This window comes from Bradyrhizobium sp. STM 3562, from assembly GCF_045571435.1.
Classification (GTDB): Bacteria; Pseudomonadota; Alphaproteobacteria; order Rhizobiales; family Xanthobacteraceae; genus Bradyrhizobium.
Map to the genome: position 1 here is coordinate 2,781,564 of NZ_CP120694.1, position 20,860 is coordinate 2,802,423.

At 59.0% G+C, this 20,860-nt stretch carries 18 protein-coding genes; all 18 read right to left on the reverse strand.

The features are described from left to right. The 18 genes from P6U23_RS12740 to P6U23_RS12825 all read right to left on the reverse strand — a co-directional run bounded on the left by P6U23_RS12740 (nucleotide 1) and on the right by P6U23_RS12825 (nucleotide 20,800). Nucleotides 1-1,224, reverse strand: coding sequence for a pyridoxal-dependent decarboxylase, exosortase A system-associated (locus P6U23_RS12740; RefSeq protein WP_407180097.1), 1,224 nt, complete (start codon nucleotides 1,222-1,224; stop codon nucleotides 1-3). Beyond that, nucleotides 1,203-2,798: an acyl-CoA ligase (AMP-forming), exosortase A system-associated gene (locus tag P6U23_RS12745; RefSeq protein ID WP_407180098.1), complete on the reverse strand. Its 1,596-nt coding sequence runs from the start codon at nucleotides 2,796-2,798 to the stop codon at nucleotides 1,203-1,205. Before P6U23_RS12745 ends, P6U23_RS12740 begins: the two co-directional genes overlap by 22 nt. 27 nt (nucleotides 2,799-2,825) lie before the next feature. Then, nucleotides 2,826-3,641: a hypothetical protein gene (locus P6U23_RS12750; protein ID WP_407180099.1), complete on the reverse strand. Its 816-nt coding sequence runs from the start codon at nucleotides 3,639-3,641 to the stop codon at nucleotides 2,826-2,828. Nucleotides 3,642-3,708: 67 nt separating this feature from the next. Continuing rightward, nucleotides 3,709-4,602 (reverse strand): polysaccharide deacetylase family protein, encoded by an 894-nt coding sequence (locus P6U23_RS12755; protein ID WP_407180100.1) that lies wholly within the window; start codon nucleotides 4,600-4,602, stop codon nucleotides 3,709-3,711. A gap of 337 nt (nucleotides 4,603-4,939) precedes the next feature. Beyond that, nucleotides 4,940-7,258: a right-handed parallel beta-helix repeat-containing protein gene (locus P6U23_RS12760; protein ID WP_407180101.1), complete on the reverse strand. Its 2,319-nt coding sequence runs from the start codon at nucleotides 7,256-7,258 to the stop codon at nucleotides 4,940-4,942. 21 nt (nucleotides 7,259-7,279) lie between these two features. Further along, the gene (locus P6U23_RS12765; protein ID WP_407180102.1) at nucleotides 7,280-8,635 is read right to left on the reverse strand and encodes an O-antigen ligase family protein; all 1,356 of its coding nucleotides are present in this window, start codon (nucleotides 8,633-8,635) and stop codon (nucleotides 7,280-7,282) included. Between the two features lie 76 nt (nucleotides 8,636-8,711). Beyond that, nucleotides 8,712-9,866 (reverse strand): glycosyltransferase family 2 protein, encoded by a 1,155-nt coding sequence (locus P6U23_RS12770; RefSeq protein ID WP_407180103.1) that lies wholly within the window; start codon nucleotides 9,864-9,866, stop codon nucleotides 8,712-8,714. Between the two features lie 19 nt (nucleotides 9,867-9,885). Beyond that, nucleotides 9,886-10,899 (reverse strand): glycosyltransferase family 2 protein, encoded by a 1,014-nt coding sequence (locus P6U23_RS12775; protein ID WP_407180104.1) that lies wholly within the window; start codon nucleotides 10,897-10,899, stop codon nucleotides 9,886-9,888. Nucleotides 10,900-10,985: 86 nt separating this feature from the next. Continuing rightward, complete coding sequence (locus tag P6U23_RS12780; protein ID WP_407180105.1) at nucleotides 10,986-12,125, reverse strand: DegT/DnrJ/EryC1/StrS family aminotransferase; 1,140 nt, start codon at nucleotides 12,123-12,125, stop codon at nucleotides 10,986-10,988. Then, a complete protein-coding gene (locus tag P6U23_RS12785) occupies nucleotides 12,122-13,117 on the reverse strand; it encodes an NAD-dependent epimerase/dehydratase family protein (RefSeq protein ID WP_407181435.1) in 996 nt (331 codons plus the stop codon). The genes P6U23_RS12780 and P6U23_RS12785 overlap by 4 nt, the downstream gene beginning before the upstream one ends. Nucleotides 13,118-13,193: 76 nt before the next feature. Next, nucleotides 13,194-14,303: a DegT/DnrJ/EryC1/StrS family aminotransferase gene (locus P6U23_RS12790; RefSeq protein WP_407180106.1), complete on the reverse strand. Its 1,110-nt coding sequence runs from the start codon at nucleotides 14,301-14,303 to the stop codon at nucleotides 13,194-13,196. 120 nt (nucleotides 14,304-14,423) lie between these two features. Next, nucleotides 14,424-14,942, reverse strand: a complete 519-nt coding sequence (locus P6U23_RS12795; protein WP_407180107.1) for an acyltransferase — start codon at nucleotides 14,940-14,942, stop codon at nucleotides 14,424-14,426. A 23-nt stretch (nucleotides 14,943-14,965) separates the two neighbouring features. After that, complete coding sequence (locus P6U23_RS12800) at nucleotides 14,966-16,441, reverse strand: lipopolysaccharide biosynthesis protein (RefSeq protein WP_407180108.1); 1,476 nt, start codon at nucleotides 16,439-16,441, stop codon at nucleotides 14,966-14,968. A gap of 46 nt (nucleotides 16,442-16,487) precedes the next feature. Continuing rightward, the gene (locus tag P6U23_RS12805) at nucleotides 16,488-17,546 is read right to left on the reverse strand and encodes a Gfo/Idh/MocA family protein (RefSeq protein ID WP_407180109.1); all 1,059 of its coding nucleotides are present in this window, start codon (nucleotides 17,544-17,546) and stop codon (nucleotides 16,488-16,490) included. Between the two features lie 109 nt (nucleotides 17,547-17,655). Next, a complete protein-coding gene (locus P6U23_RS12810; protein ID WP_407180110.1) occupies nucleotides 17,656-18,594 on the reverse strand; it encodes a glycosyltransferase family 2 protein in 939 nt (312 codons plus the stop codon). Nucleotides 18,595-18,703: 109 nt separating this feature from the next. After that, nucleotides 18,704-19,225 carry a glycosyltransferase gene (locus tag P6U23_RS12815; RefSeq protein WP_407180111.1) on the reverse strand — a complete coding sequence of 174 codons (522 nt, stop codon included), beginning with the start codon at nucleotides 19,223-19,225 and terminating at the stop codon, nucleotides 18,704-18,706. Next, nucleotides 19,222-19,716 (reverse strand): UDP-N-acetylglucosamine--LPS N-acetylglucosamine transferase, encoded by a 495-nt coding sequence (locus tag P6U23_RS12820; RefSeq protein ID WP_407180112.1) that lies wholly within the window; start codon nucleotides 19,714-19,716, stop codon nucleotides 19,222-19,224. The genes P6U23_RS12815 and P6U23_RS12820 overlap by 4 nt, the downstream gene beginning before the upstream one ends. A gap of 223 nt (nucleotides 19,717-19,939) precedes the next feature. Beyond that, nucleotides 19,940-20,800: a glycosyltransferase gene (locus P6U23_RS12825; RefSeq protein ID WP_407180113.1), complete on the reverse strand. Its 861-nt coding sequence runs from the start codon at nucleotides 20,798-20,800 to the stop codon at nucleotides 19,940-19,942. Between the last annotated feature and the right edge of the window lie 60 nt (nucleotides 20,801-20,860).

Below are 20,860 nucleotides of genomic sequence, written 5' to 3' on the forward strand. Positions count from 1 at the left end.
CTATATAAGCACTTCGAGCGGCGGCGGGTGTCCAAGGAAAGCGGTGGGGCTGGCGGTGAGCCCATATGCGCCGGCCTGAAACAGGACGATCAGATCCCCGATTTCGGCGCGCGGCAGCCTGACATTGTCCCCCAGCAGGTCGAGAGGCGTGCACAGGCAGCCGACGACGGTCACGGCTTCGCCCACATCTTCACAAAGGCGGTTTCCGACCGCAATCGGATAGTTTCGCCGGATCACCTGCCCAAAGTTACCGGATGCAGCGAGTTGATGATGTAGGCCGCCGTCGACCACCAGATACTCACGCCCTCTGGATTCCTTCCGATCGACAACCCGGGTAACATACACGCCGCACTCGCCCACAATGTAGCGGCCGAGTTCGATCACCACGCGTGCCTCGGGCAGATTCGGTTGGATCGCGGTCTCGAGCAGTTGCGCGAGGTTAGCCCCTATGGCGCGCAGGTCCAGCGGCTGGTCCTTGTCGAAGTAGGGGATGCCAAAGCCACCGCCGAGATTTACGTAACGGACCGGTGGGGACTTGTCGGCCAGCCGCAGTATAAGGTCGACGGTCCGGCGCTGAGCCAGGCAAAGGAAATCTGCGTTCAAGTTCTGCGAGCCGGCAAATACATGGAATCCAAGAAACTCGACATCTGCGGCCGCGAGATCGGCGAGTAACGACGGCACCTTTTCCGCGTCGATCCCGAACTGTTGCGGTCCGCCGCCCATGCGCATACCGGAGCCTTTGACCTCGAAATCGGGGTTCACTCGTATCGCTACTCGCGGGCGCAGCCCCAACCGCCCGCCGGCCTGGACAATTCGGCCGGCCTCCGTTGCCGACTCGATTTCAATGGTGACCCCGGCCGCGACGGCTTGTGTGATGCTTGCTTCGTTTTTCCCTGGACCGGCAAAACTGATGTTTGCCGGCGGCAGCGGCGTGTCCAGTGCCGTCCGCATTTCGGATGCCGACGCGACATCGAAACAATCGACCTGTGTGGCAAGATGCTGGACCACCGCCGGCATCGGATTGGCTTTGATGGCGTAGCTCAGACGGATTCGCGGCGGCAAGGTTGACCTTAGGAGTTTGACCCGACCGGTGAGCAAGGCGCGGTCATAGGCAAAAAAAGGAGTCGAACCCACCCGCTCGGCGAGCCTCTCGAGCGGGACGCCGCCGACGGCAAGTTGGCCATCGATCTGGCCAAAAGCGGCTATGGTTGGTCGCAAGGGCAAGACGCGAACTCCTTCCTCAGTGCGGCGCGGTCAAACTTGCCGTTTGGAGACCGCGGAATTTCATTTTGAACGACCACGATTGACGGCACCATGTAGAGCGGCAATCTGCGCTTCATCGCGGCGATCAGCGCGGCGTGATCGAGTCCGCCCGATCCGGCCGGGCTCGCGATGAGCAGGATGCGTTGACCGAGGGTGGCGTCCTCCACGCCGAGGGCGACTGCATCCCGCACGAGCCCGGTCGCGTAAGCCTCCTCCTCTATTTCCGTCGGGCTGATCCGATATCCTGATGTCTTGATCATCTCGTCCTTGCGTCCGACGAAGTATAAAAAACCATCTTCATCGGAGACGACAGTATCGCCGGACCAGACCGCGATCTCCGGCGTCCGCCAAGACCCATCTCGGCCCGGCGCCGGTCGGAATCTTACGGCCGTGCGGTCTGGGTCGTTCCAGTATCCCATTGCAACCAGCGCGCCCCGGTGAACCAGTTCGCCTTCCTCCCCCGGACCGCAAGGTCTGCCATCGGGCCGGACCACAAGGATCTCGGCGTTCGGAATGGCCTTGCCGATGGAGTTGGGTCGGCGGTCGATCTCGGCGGGGTCGAGATAGGTGGAACGGAACGCCTCAGTCAGGCCATACATGAGATACGGCTTGGCGTGCGGAAAGTGGCTCCGCAGCTTGTCGAGGACAGGCTTGGGCATTTTACCGCCGGTGTTCGCAAAATACCGTAGGGTCCCCGCAGCTTCGGCTGTCCATGGCAGATCGGCGATCTGAATCCAAAGGGGGGGCACGCAGGTCAGGCCTGTGACGCGGTGCCTCGTGCACAGCCGCACAACGTCGCCCGGCAGCAGATAGTTCATGAGCACGACGTGCGCGCCAACACTGAAGGCGGTGGTAAGCTGGCTAAAGCCTGCATCGAAACTCAGTGGGAGTGCGGCCAGGATCACGTCCTCGGCAGTGTTCTCCAGATATTGGCCCACGCTTTCAGCGCCAACGATCAAGTTTCGATGACTGAGCACAACGCCCTTGGGCTTGCCCGTACTGCCGGACGTGTAGAGAATCGCCGCCATGTCGAGATCGATGCCATTGTTGCGCAGGGGAGCGGGAGGCTCGACGTCCGGCCGCAGCGGCCAGCCGTGCAGCCTCTTGTCACGCGGTGGATCGTTCCCGTCGATCGCATCGACCACCAGGATGTGCTGCACGGTAGGGCACGCAGCGAGCGTTTCGGCGAGCCACTCCAGCCGTTCCGACGAGGTGACCAGTACCCGCGCCCCGCAGTCGTTCAGGATATGTGCAACCTGGTGAGATCGCAGGACGGGATTGATCGGCACGAAGGTGCCGCCGGCCAGCGACGTCGCGAAGATCGCCGCGACCGTCTCGATGCGCTTTTCGAGGAAGACGGCCACGCGTTCCTCTCGTTGAAGGCCGAGCCCGGCGAGCTTGGCCGCTACGCTGCAAACCTGGGCCCACAGCTCGGCGTAGGTCAGCGTCGCGTTTTTAAACGTCAGCGCCGGCGCCGCTCCATGCGAGATGGCGCGATGCTGAAGCAGGTGGTGCAAGCAGGTCCTCATCGGCATCTGTCCAGTTTCCACATCGGCTCGTTGTCACCAGGCCACGCAGGTGAGTTCGCTGTAAAGGTCATCGATCTGATCCGGGCGCAGGCTCGCGCTCCGATACATCTTCGGTCTCGGCGATTTCAGCATGACCGATGGGCGAGGACGGGCGCCCACTATGCGCAGCTCCGCCAGCGTTACGGGAATTCCGTGCCGAAGCAGCAGGTGCCGAAAGATGTACCTGGCCACGGTGCGGAATAGCGCTCGGTTTCCGACATAGAGAATTGAGGCAAACAGCGGGAGATTCTTCCGTCGCACCCTCCGGAAAATGGCGTAGCAGGCTCCGCGGCCTTCAACGGCGACCACGACGTGGTGCGTTGCGTTCGCCCGCGCATGGTCGCGGTAAATATCCAGGTCACGACCGGACAGCGCGCGCTCAATCTCCTGCGGCTTGGTTAGCACGCGGACCTGCCTGGACCACGCTGGCCACGGCAGATTTGGCACCAACGCGGTCGCCACGTCGAGGTGAGAGAACTTAAGTCGGGCGTTGAGTGGGATCACGCTTCCGCTCGGCGACAGATCGGTGAAATGATAGCCCTTCTGCGCCAGAAGCGCGTTTAGCAGCAGCAGGCTATACGAACGGTATTCGTCGAGAACGCACCACGCAGCCAGATTGCAGAAGCGCTCTATTCGGCCCTCTATCTCCCGCTCGGAATAGAACGCCAAATACGCGCCCACTATTCCTGCGCGGACACGTAGGAAGAAGCCGTGGTTCGGCTGGTGGCAGGGCCACGGTGGGATGATCGCGGCCTCCCAGTCAGCCGCCGCAAGGCGCTTGTTCAATTTGGCGTGCAGAAACTCGGCCACCGCATGCACATCCGCAGCCGTTATCGGACAAAGCTCCACGGCCCTTGCTGATCTGCTCAATGACCACCTATGCACGGATCTTGTGGCTCTCGACGAGACGATTGCGATGCGTGGCTCGAGATCGATCGCGTTTTCTCAGCTTCCTCTTCAACGAAGATGCTCGCGAAACCCATGCATAAGCGCCATTGTACTTCAGGAAGTATTCCAGCCGCCCATCAAACGGATCCACCTTTACCCGCCCTCTCACGAATGCCGAGCTCGCGGCATCAATGGGCGTTGGCATAGTGGTGAAAACGTAGTCGTAGCCGGCCTCTCTGCACAATTCGACCGTACCCGCATCGTGGTCGCCATACGGAAAGGCGAAGAGCCGAACATCTCGTGTTGTCAGATTCTGCAATTTGACCCGCGAGCCTTGTATCTCCGTTCGGGCGTCGCTCGGGGCGAGTTGCGAGAGACGAGGATGGCTGCAGCTATGGGAGCCGACCGTCACCAGTGGCGAGGGTAGCTTTGCTATCTGTTCGGCCGACATGATCGTTTCCTGGAAATCCGGACTACCAGGCTCCATTTGCCAGGTGGGAGGGCTCCCCAAAGGGCCGACAGGCACAAAAATTGTCGAATGAAAACCTCGCGAAGCAAGCTCCGGCAACGCGTTGTGGGCAACGCTGACATACGCGTCGTCAAATGTGATTGCGACGTTCGGCTTGTCCGAAGGCAAGCTTCCGCGGTGACACGCCGGCCACACCCGCGCTCTGCGCTGCAGCGATTCCATCTGGCGTACGAAATTCGGTCGATGCACGAGTGGTATTCCGTGATAGTACAACACAACCAGTTTGCGTTCCGGCGAGCCGCCCGACAGTTGCAGTGCGAAGCGCCATACCTCCTGTGCGATGTAATAAAACAGGCTTATGGTCAGCTTCGCAAACTGCTTCGTGCCTGCTCGAACGGAGATATGTCTAGTCACGATCGCTACTCGCGTAAGAGGCCAAACTTTGCTTGTGCTCGCTCGGGCGCACATTGGGTCCGTCCCGCATTGCAACCGGGCCGCGCGCAAGTGGCGGTGGCCGGGAGGCTCTCGACGAGCGGCCTGCATCTGCCTTAACCCTTAATTTGTCTCCTATATCAAATTAAATAATTTAAATCCAGTTTAATTTCGAATATTTAATATCGCGGTTCCCCGAGGCGCGCAGGACGGCCTTGCCGAAGTACCGCCCTCAGGCCGCGATGGTGTCACCCCCTAGGAAAGCAAAAGCCTACAATAGGTGCGGATTCAGGCTTTTCGCCTTGACGGCCGCAGGTCGTTAATAGGCCGGGGCTATGGGTTGGCCTGCACGCGGACCATTCACCCAGGCGTTATTTCTCCAGAGATTGCCCGTCCTGGTGCTCGACCAGTAGGAAATCGATCCATACTGACCTCCTTTTGGCGTGATCTCGGTCGAGAACCTGTTGTCGAGCACCTGGATGTTCGTTGTGTCGGCGCCGCCGCCATAGAGCGTGTACGAGCCGCCCGCCAGCCAATTGTCCTGGATCGTGACGTCATGGATGCCAAGACCTTCTTTCATGAAGATCGCGGCGGTCGAATCCAGAATGATGTCCGTAATCGTATTGTGCTTGATGAGCAGCGAGCCGCCTGACGGAGCTGCCCAAACATAAATCCCCTGCGTGTGTGCATCGGCGTACTTCGCCAGGTCGTGAATCCAGTTATCATGGATATAGCCCTGGGCGACATCGATGCCGTCTTTGAAGCCCGAAATGTTGCTGTATCCGACTTCGAGCGAACCCGTGCCCTGCGTGCTAATTCCATATGGGTATCCGCCGTCGGCAGCCGGGCCTTGCCCCGGAATGCTCTCCACCGTCACGTGCAGGATCTTCAGTCCGGTGGCATTTGGCTTGGTCGCGCCATATTTGATGGCCCACCAGATGCCGGTCGTGGCGGTGACCCTGGAATTCTGGATTGTCACATTGTTCGCTTCAACATCAATGCAGCCGGTGACGTGCAGTGCATCGATCACCGTGTTGTCGTTCGAAACCACTAGGCAGCCGTCGTCCGTCTGCCGGCTGGTCAGGGCGATGTCTGGGGGCACGCCGGTGTTGCTTGCGTCGGGATAGCCACATGTACTGTATTTGGGTGGGGTGCACGAGGGGACGCTCGACGCCGCCAGCGTCGTCGCGCTCAGGCTTGCGGACTGCGAACTGTTGCTCCTCATGGTGTCGCGTGCGGAAAGCGCGGTAGATGATGCCCGGCCGGCCGCGGCCGGTGGAGGAATGATGTCGCGTCTTCCTGCGTCACCTTTCTTGTAGGCATATGCCCCAGCATCAATCGGCGGCTCGCGAGCGCTACCGGTGATGTCGGCCGCGGGAGCGCCGGTCATGGCGCCGGCGCCAATGGCCGGCGAGCCGGCTTTGGGACGAAGATCGAACGCATAGTTCGCCGTATCGAACTTGACCACGGTTGCCGCCGGATTGGAGGCGACCACGTTATGGTCCTGCGTGAAACCCGTGCTGGGATAGCGGTACGACCCGGCCAGATTGTTGCGCACGATGTTATTGACGGGAAGGGCTCCGGTCTTCGAAGCAAAGACGCCGATCCACGGAACACGGCTCGGATGATCACCGAACACGGTGTTATTGATCAGCGTGGCATTGGTTGCGCCATAAATCGAAATTCCGTGCCAATGGTTGGTGACGACAACGTTGTTGATGACGCTGTAGTTGTTCCATCGCCCATCGAACTCGGTGATGCCCTGCGTATCAGCATTGGGGAATGGAAGATTAGGGTCGGTTTGGTTGATCCCGATATTCCCGTCGATTGTAATATCGTGATAGACGCGGTTTGATAAAGTGAATGCCTGGATCATGTCGGCATGGTTGCCGTCACCAATATCGTGGAAGTTGGTGAGTCGATTGCCGCGAATTATGATGTCGCTTGCAGTGACCTGCATGCCATCGTCGCCGATATTGTTGATCGTGTTTCCCTGGATAAGTGCATGATCAGCATTTGCGAGAATCCCCCACCGGATGTTCTCGATATTGTTGTTGAGGATCGTTGTGCATTGACCGTTGATCGATACGGCCAGGCTTGAATGGTTCTGCCAGTCTGTCCGCGTCCAGGCTCGCACATCCGGCTGTGAAAGGATGTGGTTGCCGACGATGATGTTGTTGGACGCGTTAGGGCGGATGTTCACGAGGGTAGAGCCGGGGCTCTCTATCGTCAGATCTCTGATGATCCACTTGGATCCAGTGATATTGACCGAACTGATCACCGGTGTGGCGCCGCTATCGGCGGCGATCGTGATGAAATCGAAGTTGCTTCCGCTCAACCCGATCGAGCCATGATCGCCGCTGCGCAGGTAGACTGTGTCGCCCGCCCTGATCGTGCCATTGACGAAGAGCCCGGCTCGGATCACCGCTGAAAGCGTGCTCCACGGCGCCTCCGTGGAGCCGCGGTTTGCCATGCTGCCCACGGACGGGTCAACGTAGAACGCGTGGCCGGTTGCCGCGGTGGGAGCGATGCAGGCGCTTGGCGCGGGGTAAATGCCGCGATCATCTGCGGCGGAAAGCAGCGCGGCCCCCACCGAGAAGAAATATATCGAGAGACTTATAAGAAATCTGTTTATCATCGAGCCTGTTCAAGTGCCGCTTCAAGAGCTCTTGTGGCGACAAGCGCGCGCTTCGACCAAGCTTGCGCGTATGCCGGCGAAGATTCCTAAAAGATTCCAGCACGTACCCCAGAAGTGAACGGTGAATCCGAGAAACACGGCAGCAAAGGTGACAATACCGAGAGCCACCGATAGACGTCCTTCTTCGCGCGAGAGATAAGGCGAGCGATCGAGTGAACCACCGAAGTAGGTGCCGATCATTGTAAACAGGACGAGAAGAGCGGTCGGTATTCCTAGCACCATCGCAAGTCGGAGCCACATCGCGTCAACGCTCTCGCCTGCCAGGCCCGCTGTTTGCCAATCCCAGGCGGTCTTCAATCCCATTCCGAAGAAGGGAGACTGCAGCACCAGGGGAGTAACCGCCTCCCATATCGCTTCCCGATACCAGCCTGTTTCGTTGCTAATTCCCGAAAGCTTGAGCAGGGTCGCAACCGGGTTCGATGAGGACATGAAGAGAAGCACGGTGGCGAGCAGGCACAGTGTGCCAAGCACCTTCCATCTGGCGTGAACCCGGTAGGTAACGTAATAGAATGTAACAATTGTGAGAGACAGGGCGTAGGCCATCAAGGGTCCCCGCGCCTGCGAAATAATGATCCCCGCGAGCGCCGCCAGCGCGACGCTCCAGCCGAGCAGGCGCGAGGGAAAGGTGCATAGTGCGATTGTTCCGAACCAAGCACAGACTGCGCCGAACAGAATCGAGTGTTCGAGCGGACCCATGGCGCGCACAACGCCGTTCCTATACATCGTATCGGCGTGCACTGCTTTTGCCCACTCATAGCCCGGCGATGAATAGCCGGTGATCGCTTTTGCAAACTCGTAGCAGAATAGTCTGTCGGTGAGCGGATCGAGTGCTGCAAGAGCCACGACGACGAGGGTCAGCTTGCACGCGAATGTTATCAGCCGCACGCTACCGTCTAACGGACCCAAATGGTGCCGGAATATCCAATACGTGCCGGTAAACTCCAAAGCCATGATGCCACCGCCCTTGAGTCCATCGACCGGTCCCTCCACGATAGTCGCGGCGATGATCATCCACAGCCCGGCGGCGAGGGCAAAGAGGTCTGAAGATACGAGCGTCCCGCGAGGAAATTTCTGGAAATACTGCGCAGTGGCGCGGATGGTGAGAACGATGATGAGCACCCGGGCCACCGAGAGCCGAAAGTCACCTATGAAGAACGACAATCCTTCGGGCAGGAACAATGCAGCGATCAGCCACTTCAGCGCGGTCTCACTGCCGCTCCGCGTAGCTGCGCGTGACTGGCGTGGCTTAACTGCGGTCCAATGCCCTGGTGCTTGCAGACGCGCTGCTATGGGATAAAGCTGGGATTGCCTCTCCATTACGACAAGCACTCCTGATCCCTGACACGGTCAAGCTGTCGAGGACCCATTTCGCGATCTGTGGCCACAGGACCGATCACGCCTTATGCCTCGTCGACCTCCGCCGCTCGCCTCGAGCGCCCGCGCGACGGATGAGGGAGATGACTTTCTCAGGTGCCGCCGCGTAAACCAGTGCCTTGTAATAATGCGAATCGAAGGGATGCAATTGGGCGCATTGCCAGGCCGTCTTCAATGCGCCCCACCGATTGCATCGGGTCCGCTGATCCAGGACGCTCGCTATGAAATGGGCGGCCAGGTTATTATCTAGTACACTGTTTTTGGATTTTGTCGATGCACGCTGAGGGAAAGCGCGATCGTATTCGAGTCCCCGTCGCATACATGCGTCGCGTAGCGCGCTTTGTACCGCCTGTTCGCGCTTGGTTGGGTCGCGTCGTGTGACAGAGGTGTTGACAATACGATAGCTGTATAGGCACTCGCCCAGCACCTGCATGGGGTGTTGTTCTCCCACCCTCAAGATGTAGTCTACCGCCTCGACGAACGGCAGGCTGGGTTCGTATCTGAAATCTCCGACGAGCGACATGCGAAATATCCCGGTAGGATCGTGCGCGGGCATTCGGAATGCTTCGATATCTCGTCTGCAATCGTCGATGCTTTTGGAGGGAAAAGTCGGCGCCAGTGTCCTCTCGTCCATGATCAGATCGTTTCCACAGAAGACCGCCGCGAGCTCAGGGTGCTTCAACAGGACGGCGACCTGCTTTTCGATACGCGCGGGATGGCTGATGTCGTCACCATCTTGGATCGCGTAAAACTCTCCGCGGACGAGATCCAACGCGCGATTGAGTGCGACGGGGCGCGTAGCATTTTGTTGACGCCGGATCCGCACGCGAGGGTCGGTCAGCAAATCCGCAACCGAGGCAAAGCAGCCGTCGGTGCTTCCGTCGTCGATAATGATGATCTCCAGGTTCTGGTAGGTTTGCGAAAGCATGCTTAGCAGCGATGGACGCAGATACTGTCCTGCGTTGTAGACACACATGATGACCGAAACCAGAGGCGACGCTGGTGCGTCCGATGGATTTTCATCAAGCGGCTGCAGATGCGCTTGCGCAGCGCTCCCCGATTGTGATCCCACCAAACGCGGCGGCTCCCCTGGACGTCGATCGCCGGAAGGCTCGACCGGCGATCGACGCCAGTGGCTCATCGCGAGAATTTGGGTGGGGTCATTGGGCGACATGGATCGATATCCTGGCTGATCAAAGTTCATGCCTGTGATTGCAATGCCGGGCCTCCGCTCCGGCGATGGCGCCGGTAAGCTCGGGCAAGCGCGGGGCTGGCGGTTCGGCGTGCGGCGGCGAGTTGCGGCGCGCGGCCGGCCTCCAGGCGCGGAAAAAATGCCGCAAGACATCATCAACGGCTGCGCGGACGAGTTGGCGGCCATCACTGACGTAGCCGCGCCGGATAAGTCCGATACCGCAGCGGAACCCCTGGCGGGCCATAGTGCGCGTCGCCAACGCCCTCAAAGCGCGAGAGTTCGTTAAAAGGTCAGCGTATTCGTCGAAGAAGCTGTCGAACGCTTGCTGTCGCTGCGTGTAATCCGACACCAGCGTTGCAAAATAGGTGTTGGACATCGCGTGCGCGTGCTTTCGATAGATTCCCTGAACTGCATCGATGCGGGCGATTGAACCGGATGCGGCAAAGCGAAGCCACATCTCCATGTCGCCACTGTGGGGGAGTGAGTCCCTGTAGCCGCCGAGTGTCTTCTGAACGCTCGTGCGTCCGATCGCAGTTGGCGTGGGAACGAGATTTGACGCAGTTGCACAGATCTCGCCGAGGAGATCGTGCCGGGTCCAGGTATAGCCGGGTTTCGTTGGGATAGCGGGCAGTGGTTGATCGTCGTACCAGGGGATACACTCGCCATGTGTGAGCACGACGTCCGGATGTTCGTCCATGATCTCGACGGCCCGCTCGAGTGCCCCCGGGACGAGCAAATCGTCGGCGGACAGCAGCAGGAAATAATCGGCTGATGCCCAGGCGATCCCTTCGTTATAGGTTTTGATGTGCCCCTTGTTGCGAGGATGTGCTATCACGCTGACGCGCGGATCGGCCCCGGCCAATGCCGTCGCCACCGCGAGGGAATCGTCCGTGGAAGCGTCATCAATGATGAGGATGCGAAGGTCATCCACAGACTGCCCAAGAACGCTTCCCACGCATGAGTTGAGGAAACGCCCGTAATTGTAACAGGGGACAACGACGTCGATTTTCGGCATCTGCGATGCGCTCCAGAATCAATTCGAGCCTCGGTGAGCAGCGCCAGTCGTTTGGAAGCCTCGCCCTGCGCCGGCTGCGAACCGGGTTAGCTATCAAGCTCGGCCAGCAGAACGTCGACGACTCGGTCCTGATCGTTCTCGCTCATCTGTGAATAGATAGGCAGCAGGATCGAGCGATCCTGTGCGAGCTCGGACTGGCGCAGGCCGTGACGCGGCGCCGCGTCTGCGTAGGGAGCCTCACGGTGCGAGCACATGATGCCGCGGCGCGTCGCAATGCCTCGGTCCAGCAGGTGCTGCATCACCGTTCGCTGGTCGAGCCGGTCCGGCAGACGGACGCAATAGCTCTGCCAGTTGGACCTCGCCCAGGGCGGCTCAAAAGGTAGTCGCAGGCCATCGATATTGCCAAGCAGCTCAGCATAGCGGGACGCAAGCGCCCGACGGTGTCCGATCAGCTCAGCCAACCGCTGAAGCTGCTTGCGCCCGACCGCGGCCTGAATATCGGTCATGCGATAGTTGAAGCCGACCACGAGATAGTCCTCGAATATCACTTGCGGCGAGCCATGTCTCACCGTGTCCGGGACGCTCATGCCGTGCTGGCGTAGCAGCCTGAATTTGCGATCGAGCTCTGCATCCCCGGTGGTCAGCATTCCTCCCTCGCCGGTCGTGATGACCTTGCGCGGATGGAAGGAGAAGCACGCGATCGTTCCGTGGGGTTTGCCGATCCGTTCCCAGGCGCCATTCATCCGGATTTCGCTGCCCGCTGCACAGGCGGCGTCCTCGATCAACACCACACCATGGCGAGCCGCCAGCGCGGTCAGTGACGAGAGATCGCAGGGCATTCCCATCTGGTGAACGGCGATGATGGCGCGCGTTCGCGGCGTGATCGCTTCGGCCACGAGCTCAGGATCGATATTGTAGCTGTCCGGGTCGATATCCACGAAGACCGGCGTGGCCCCGGAATACCTGATGCAATTGGCCGTGGCGATGAAGGAATGGCTTGCGGTAATGACCTCGTCGCCTGGCCCGATGTTCAGTGCCGCCAGGGCGAGGTGAAGCGCGGTGGTGCAGTTGGATACGGCGCACGCGAACGGTGCACCGACCAACGCGGCAAACTCGCGCTCGAATGCTGCGACCTGCGGGCCCTGGGACACCCAGCCGGATAGCACGGCTTCGCGCGCCGCATCGGCCTCGTTTTCTGAAAGAGAGGGGAGTGCGATCGGGATCACGATGCTGTGGCCTCTTCTTTCCGGGGCGCAGCGAGCGAGCTTCGCTCGGCCCGCCACCACTTGACGAGATCAGTCAGCCCCTGCTCGAGCGCGATCGTCGGACGAAAGCCCAGCAGGCGCTCCGCCTTTCCGGTCGATGCGAGGCGACGAGGGACCGGGTTGACCGAGCGCTCCGGCGCGAACTCCGGAATCAGGCCGCGACGACCCATGACTGAGGCAAGGGCGGTGGCAAGCTGCAGCAGGCTGGTCTCTGTTCCACTCGCGACGTTGAACACCTCGTCGCTTATCTTTGCCTTGGCGCCGAGGATATTTGCCCTGGCGACGTCGCGCACGTGCACGAAGTCCATCGTCTGCTGCCCATCGCCAAAGATGATCGGGGGCAGGCCTGCGTCCAACCGTTCCATCCAGCGGATCAGCACTTCGGTATAGCGGCCGTGGATGTCCATGCGATCGCCATACACATTGAAGTATCGGAAGGCGACATAGTCGAGGCCGTGCATGTCATTGTAGGCGCGAAGCAGGCCTTCATTGAAGGCTTTGGCCGCACCATAGAGGGTGCGATTGTCATAGGGATTTTGCCGCTCCGTCGTCGGAAACTCTTCCGCCATGCCGTATACCGATGCCGAGGAGGCGGCGATGACCTTCTCGACATCGTGCTTGGCACACAGCTCGAGCAGATCGAACGTAGCGTCCACCATCACTTCCATGGCGAGGCGCGGTTCGGCCGCGCAATGAGTGATCCGCAATGCGGCCTGGTGAAAGACGATGTCGGCGGTCTTGACCAGCGGCTCCATCAACTTGCCGTCTCGGATATCACCCAGAATGAGTCGTACCGGGCCGCGCGCCAGAGCACGGCGGAGATTTTCCGGTCGTCCCCTGACCATGTTGTCAAGCGCGACGATTTCGATGCAACCTTCATCGCACAGCAGATCCACGATATGAGAGCCGATGAAGCCGGCTCCTCCAGTGACCAGAACGCGTTTTCCTTTCAGATCAGCCAAAACGCCCTCCTTTGATTGGGCTTCGAACAAACGATCTCCAAGGAGTCGGGCCGCCGTTCTAATCGACCTAGACGGCTTCGACGAGCGCCGCTCTCTCCAATTGTGTCACCACCTCAGCGACGTTCTCCGGCGTAAGCTCCGGATAGATCGGAAGCGAAAGAAACGTGCCGGCCAAGTGCTCGGTCACGGGAAAATCGCCGGCGTGATAGCCCAGATTCGCATAGGCCTTCTGGAGGTGAACGGGCACCGGATAGTGAATGCCCGCGCCAATGCCGCTTTTTTGCAGCGATCTCAGCACTTCGTCACGGCCTGACAGTCCGATTGCATAGACATGGTAGACGTGCCGAGAATGTGCAGGCGGTTGAGGCCGCGCGAATTCACACTTGGCCAGGAGACGATCGTAATGCGCAGCTATCGCTCGGCGCGCTTCGGTCCAGGATTCGATGTAATCCATCTTCACATTCAGCACTGCGCCCTGGATACCGTCCATGCGGTAGTTGTAGCCGGGCAGCACATGATCGTATTTCGCCGCCTGTCCCCAATCGCGTAACAGAGAAAGCTTGTGCACTAGGTCGGGCCGATCGGTTACGATCGCGCCGGCCTCGCCATAGGCTCCCAAATTCTTGCCGGGGTAGAAGCTGAAGCAGCCCAGATCACCGATCGAACCGGCGCGGCGGCCTCTGTATTCTGCCCCGTGCGCTTGTGCTGCATCCTCGATCACAACGAGCCCGTGTCGACGAGCAATCGCCATGATGGGGTCCATCTCTGCCATCAAACCGTGCAAATGGACGGGCAAAATGGCCTTCGTCCGCGGCGTGATGGCAGCTTCGATCAAGGCGGGATCCATCGTCCAAGTCACGGGATCAACGTCGACGAAGACCGGTCTGGCGCCGCTGTAGAGGATCGCGGCTGTCGTCGCGACAAAGGTCATGGAAACCGTGATCACTTCATCGCCGGGTCCGACTCCAGCCGCGAGCAGCGCCAAATGCAGCGCCGAGGTCCCGCTATTGACTGCACGGCAGTGGCTGACCTTGCAGTAAGCGGCAAAGCGATCCTCAAACCTGGTCACCTCCGGCCCCAACACGAACTGTGCGCTCGCCACCACGCTTGCGATTGCTTCATCGACCCTTGGCTTGATCTGCTGATACTGAGCCTTCAAATCCAGAAAAGGTATCAAGGCGCCGGCCCTATCTTTTAAATGTGAAATATTTTTAAACTGGTCGTATTTAAAATTAAATATCGGAAATTAACAAGGGAAAATTACCTTCCATCTCTGATCTGCGTTAATTCGTGAGGATCAACCGTCTTGGGCTGCGAACTCGCGTTGCTGGGCTGCTTTTCCTGCGGCTTTTGCGGTCGAGATCACTCTGGCAGGCACCCCCGCCACGACCGCACCCGGCGGCACATCCCGCGTCACAACGGCGCCGGCGCCAACCGTTGCTCCGGCACCGATCGTGACGCCGCAAAGGATCGTGGCATTGGAGCCGATGGATGCCCTCCGTCCGACACGCGTGCACTGCAACGCCCAGTCGGCGGCTCCCTGCAGCCGCCCGTCGGCCGTGGTCGCCCTCGGATATTTATCGTTAGTGAACATCACGCCGTGGCCGATGAAAACCTCGTCATCAATGGTCACGCCCTCGCAGATGAAGCTATGCGAGGAGACTTTGCAGCGCGCTCCGATCTGGGCGCCAACTTGGATTTCGACGAAGGTGCCAATCCTCGTCTCGTCTCCGATCGAACAGCCGTAAAGGTTGACGAGGTCCGGGTGAAATATCCGCACATCGCGACCGAGTTGCACGTCCTTCGTCATCGGCATCTTCAATCTCCTTTACGACAGTGTCACAGTAATGGACGCGACGGCCGAAGCCCCGGAGCGTTTACGGCGAGGCTGGCAGCTGCTTGAGAAAGATGATCCAGCAATGGATGTCCCGTGAGCGCCAGACCAAGCCACCAGCAGACGAGGAAGGCGACGCATGCCGAGATCAGGCCAACAAAGGGTAGCAACATCCCCGCATCAATCAGCGCCGCGCAACCGGCTGCGCCGCAAGCGCTCAAGGCGGTGACGGCTCCGCTCTTCAGAAGCGCGTTGGCAAGCTCTCTTGGTGTGATCGCGAGACGCCGTCCGATGAAATAAATGGCAACAGAGGCTTGGAAGGGCAGCGTCAGCAGCGCGGACGCCGCAACCGCCTGCACGCCGAAGAACGAGGCACATAGAATGACCAGCAGTGAGGGTGGGAGCGAGATCAACGACGAGGTCAGTGCATCCTGCACCCGTCCGCTGGCGACAAGCACGGGGTAGCTCAGGCAGGCTGCAAACAATGCCATGTTTGCGATGCAGAGAACGCGCACCAGCGGAACGATATCAAGCCAACTCTCGCCGAGCCAGATCGCAATGATCGATCGGGCCATGACCGCGATAAAGGCGAGAAAGGGCCATTGTACTGCCGCAAGGAGCTGGACCGCCTCCAAATAGACGTTCTTCAGACTCGCGCCGGCTTTGTTTTGCGCAACGATCGCCGGCATGATCACCGGGTTCAGGGCTTGCATCACCAGCTTATCGAACACCTGGGTGATGCTGAGCGCGCGGCTGTAGAGGCCGACAGATGCAAAATCAAGGATCCTGGCCAGGAACAGTTGAGGCGCGAGATTATAGAAGACGTTAATGACGCTTACGCCACCGGAATAGAGGCCGAAACTGAGGACGTCGCGGTATTCTCGAAGCGATGGACGGAACGTGCCGACATCACGGTGCCAGGCGACCAACAAGATCGTAAGCAAGGCATTGGTGGCGATATTGCCCAAAATAAGCGCCATGGCGCTGAAGTTCAGCATTGCCAGAATGATTGAGGCCACGGCTCCCATCGAATTCGCCGCAAGATTGCAGACCGCGAGTTTCCCAAACTGCATATCGCGGCGAAACAGCGCCGATACCGTCCCGGAGAATGGAATGAGCAGAAAATTGAGCGCAGATGCTGCAATGCCGGTTGAGAGGCTGTCTTGCTGAAAGAAATGTGAGATGAGGTGCGCGGATGCGAAGAGGACCAGCCCGATCGCGACGGAGAGTCCCAGCGTGATGGTAAAAGCGGTACGGATAGCGTCGCGCGACAGCTCCTGCTTCTGAATCAGATAGTTGGGACCGCCAAAGTCTTGAAATGAGGCGGTTATCACCGTAGTGAGGGCACTGATAACCGCGAAGATTCCGAACTCCTTGGGAGACAGCATCCGCGACAACACGGCGGTGACGAGAAAAAAAAGCACCAAGCTCGCGTAGCGTTCGGCCGCGGAGAAGAAGATTGAACGTTGTACGGAGCTCATGGCGGGGGCGGCGCGTTAAATGAGGATTGGGAGCGGTGGCCCGCAGCTAGGCAAAAGCCCTGGCGAGTTGGGGAATTTTGCGCTGCTGCTTCAGCTCAACGGGCTTGCCTTGATTTATGATCGAGCGCGACGCCGCTTCCAACACCTCGATGACCCGCAGGCCAGACGTGCCGCTGGAAACCGCCGGCGCGCCAGTGTGCACGCATTCGATGAAGTGCTCGACCTCGGTCTGTAACGCCTCGGTTGTCGAGATGTGCGGCGCCCACATATCACCGGCGCGATATCCGATACGGAATTGATGAGCATCCTCGGACGGCGCATTCAGGGTTATGCCCCTGTCGTAGACCTTTATTTTTTCAGTCGGCTCGAGGTCGTCATAGACGATCATCTTCTTACTGCCGCCGACAAAGGTCTGCCGCACCTTGATAGGTGAGAGCCAGTTCACGCTCACATGGGCGACGCACTTGCTCGCAAAGAACAGCGTTATGTGAGCCATGTTCTCGGGGGAGCCGGCCACATGGCACGATCCAGTCGCCGAGACGGTCACCGGGTCTTCGTCCATGATGTATTGGATGATGGAGATATCGTGGACCGCGAGATCCCAGATCACATTGACGTCGCTCTGGAATAGGCCGAGGCTGGAGCGGGTGCTATCATAATAGTAGACCTCGCCGAGTTCGTCCTGGAGCACGAGTTCGCGGATCTTTCGGACGGCCGGCGTGTAGAGGAAGGTGTGATCCACCATCAATGTTAATCCGCGGCGATCCGCCTCGTCGACGAGGCGACGGACCTGTTCGGACGTCTGAGCCAGCGGCTTCTCTACGAAAACATGCTTTCCGGCCTTCAACGCGGCGAGCGCCAGCTCAAAGTGAGTATGGACAGGTGTTGCGATCGCCACGGCATCAATATTTGGATCGCGCAAAAGGTCGTCGAAATTGGATGTGGTTGCGATCTCGGGATGGCGGCGTTTACAGACGGCCAGCTTGCCTGCATCAAGGTCGCTAACCCCGACAACGCGCGATGATTCATTGGTTGCAAAATTCCGGACCAGGTTGGGACCCCAGTATCCGTAGCCAATAACGCCGACTTTCATCTCGTTCGACATCTCTACACCATATAATTCAGTGAAAAATCATCTCGGCTCGACCACGCGAGCAAAATGCCAGTTAAGAGCGCCGCCTCAGTTCTGGCGGATGATGAACAGGTGCGGTTCTTCATTCGGGTTCGCGTCCGACAAAATGGTAGACGAGGGCTGCCCTGGCGGCCGCAGACCTCTGCCGATTCCGTTGATCACGCTTGATGACGGATAGAACGAACCAGGCAATCATTCGCACGAAATTCGAGACGATATAGATCATCTTCGCCAGCCACCACGCGGCGAGCCCCAGATTTTTCCGGTGGTAGATCATCGAGCTCTTCTGGAGCTGAACGAACATTTTCTTGCTAGCTTGCGAGGTGCTCTTTGCGCCGCCGTCCAGATGGACAATCTTGGCGCATGGCGTGAAGACGCGTCGCCATCCAGCCTTGGCGAAGCGATAACACCAGTCGGCTTCCTCTCCATAGACGAAGTAGGATTCGTCCATTAACCCCACCTCGGCAATGGCTTCGCGTCGCACGAGCATGAACATGCCGGTGACGACATCGACGTCCTGCTCGGTATTGCGGTCCCACCAGCTAAGCTCTGGCCGACCAAAAAGGCGCGAGCCGGGAAACAGCCTGGACAGGCCCGAGAGCGCGAGAAACACATTCAGCGGGTTTGGGAACGAAAAGCCCGTCGGCGAGATCCGGCTCTCGTTTTCGAGCACCTGGCAGCCTACGACGCCGATGTCGGGACGGACATCAGCGTAACGAACGCAACGGGATATGGCGTCATCGAGGACAAGGGTGTCCGGATTAAGCAAGAGAACGAAGCGCGCTGAAGCCAGCCGCATGCCCTGGTTGCAGGCGGCCGCAAATCCACGGTTTTGTGGATTTGCGATCAACTTGACCGCTGGAAAATCAGCTCGAACCATCTCGGCCGAGCCATCGTGACTGTTGTTGTCGATGACGATGACTTCGAATGAAGCCTGCCGCGTTTCGTTGAAGACGGAGTGCAGGCAACCTCGCAGTATCTCGCGGGTGTTCCAGCTTACGATGACGACGGATACGTCCAATTTGCTCGGATGCGCCGAAGGCGAGAATCCCGTTCGGTGCAGGCCAACGAGCGTGTCGTCCTCACATCGAGCCAGCGACAAAGAGTGCCCGCAATTCTGCATCTGCATGTCAAACAACCCACGCCGAAGGGGAGCCGTGATCGAAATGAATCTGGCCGGTCTCGATAAACGTCCGGATCGCCAAGATGAGACCCGGAGAAGCCTCGGCGCCCAGGCGCGCTGCGTTATCGGAGGCTTCCATCTGGTCCAGTTTCTCGACGAGTTCGGTCTGGTCGAAAGCGACCTCAATGCGTCCTTGCTCGGCGAAACGTTTTGCCGTCGCAACCTGATGATCGTTTCGGTGTTCGCCTAGGCGCGCCAGGCGCGGCATGACAATGATTCGTTTTCCAAGTTCAAGAGCGGTGATGATGGAGCCCATGCCTGCGTGGGCGACGACAAGCTTTGCCTGCTCCACGCATTTCCTGAACTGAGCCGGATCGATAAATCGTTCGACGTGGATATGGCCGGCCCGATAGTCCGACGGGCCGATCTGCGCAAAGACGTTTGTTTTTCCGCGCGCGCCGGCCCACTCGTCCACGGTGCGGATCAGACGATCAAACTGGACCTGTGTGCCGACTGTCACGAAGATCATAGCACGGATCCTGCGTAATGGGGGCCTCCGGGGCGGGCGAGGTGAGGCCATTGGGTCAGCCAGAGATCGGCGCAGCGACCGACCCAAGCTCCGGACATTGAGAGCTGTTCAACGTTGGCGATGCTATCGAGCCAGATGGTTCGCGCGCCAAGTATTCGGCCAAGCTGCAGGGCGATGTACCCCGGAGCCGCACCGGTCGAAACGACGATGTCCGGCCTCTCCTTCCAGATGATGCGGCTGAGCCTTTGCGTGCTCTTTATCAATCCGATCTTGTCCCAGCGGTTCGCATCATTGACCACATAGAACCTGTGGTCTGGCACTTGCTGACGATACGACTCGTGCACCGTTATGAATGCGACTTCGCACCCCTCGAAGGCGTGTTTGATGCGAAGCAACTGTACCCAGTGTCCGCCACCGGAAGACACCGCCAGCAACTTCGGGTGCTTCGGTGCGCGTATTCGGTCTCCCACCAAGGCGCTGTTATGGAGCATCGACAACCCCTCGCGATCCGGCCAATCGCTCCGCGGCTATCGGGAAACGATCTCCACCGCCGCGTGGAGCCGGTACCCTCGCCATCGGAAGTTGCTCAAGATCGAAGGTGGATTTAATGCATTTAAAATAAAAATGGAAGCGTTATTTGGAAAATATAATAGTAAGATATTTAATTGATCGGCAGAGAACGAGTGCGGATCGATCCGGGAAGGGCAGGTCCATTCACTTGCGTGCATCTGCAGGCAGCGCGACGCGGGACGTATCGTCCCGCTGCCAGGTTGAACAGCGGCTCCGAGAGCGGCGAAGGGCTCGGACGCGGGCAAGGACATTGACGCAGCAATAGATCAATAGTCCCGGCCACGAATGGAGCTCGCGGAGCAGCGCGAGAAGCGAGCGATTGTTGGTCTCACCTTTATTGACGAGGAGCTCGGGGAATCGATTGGCTACTTCGCGCGTCCCGGCATAGGCGCGGCTCCTGATCTTAATCAGTTGCCCGAGCGTGCGTGGCGGATAAACTCTAGATTTGACACTCGCGAGGGTCTCCCGTTCGTCCGGCTTGAACTGCAGGCGAACAAAGGTGTCATCGGCAATTACATCGGGAAATTGAGTGAATCGCTTACGGCCGGCCTCGGACAAGGCGTATACGCCGGATCCGCCGATCCCCTCGCGGGAGGAGGGTAGTCTGAATCGGATACCAAAATATTTCCGGACAGGCCAAGAACAGTCAGTCAGATCGATGTCGGGCGTCGGAGCCACGGCCAAGACGTCGTTCCGCTCAAGGCGGCTTGCGAGCTTGCGGATACTGTCGAGAGAAATGAGGATATCGGCATCAATATAAATTCGGGGAAAGCCATTGGATAGCTGATCTCCAAGGTTCAGGGCGTTCGTTTTGCTGGCGATCTCCGACTCGATAACGCGAACCGTTGGACCAAATTGACGGGCAATGGCGGCCGTTTGATCCGTGCACCCGTTGCATACGACGACTATGCTCAGTTCCTCGGAGCCTGCCCCGTTGACCCAAGGCCGCAGGGTCCGGGCAATGACCGAACCCTCATTGTGCGCGGGTACAACAATTGAAATCATATGGTCGGATAGCCGAAATATTGTTATATTAATGCGCCTCAAAATAGAAAAATAAATAAA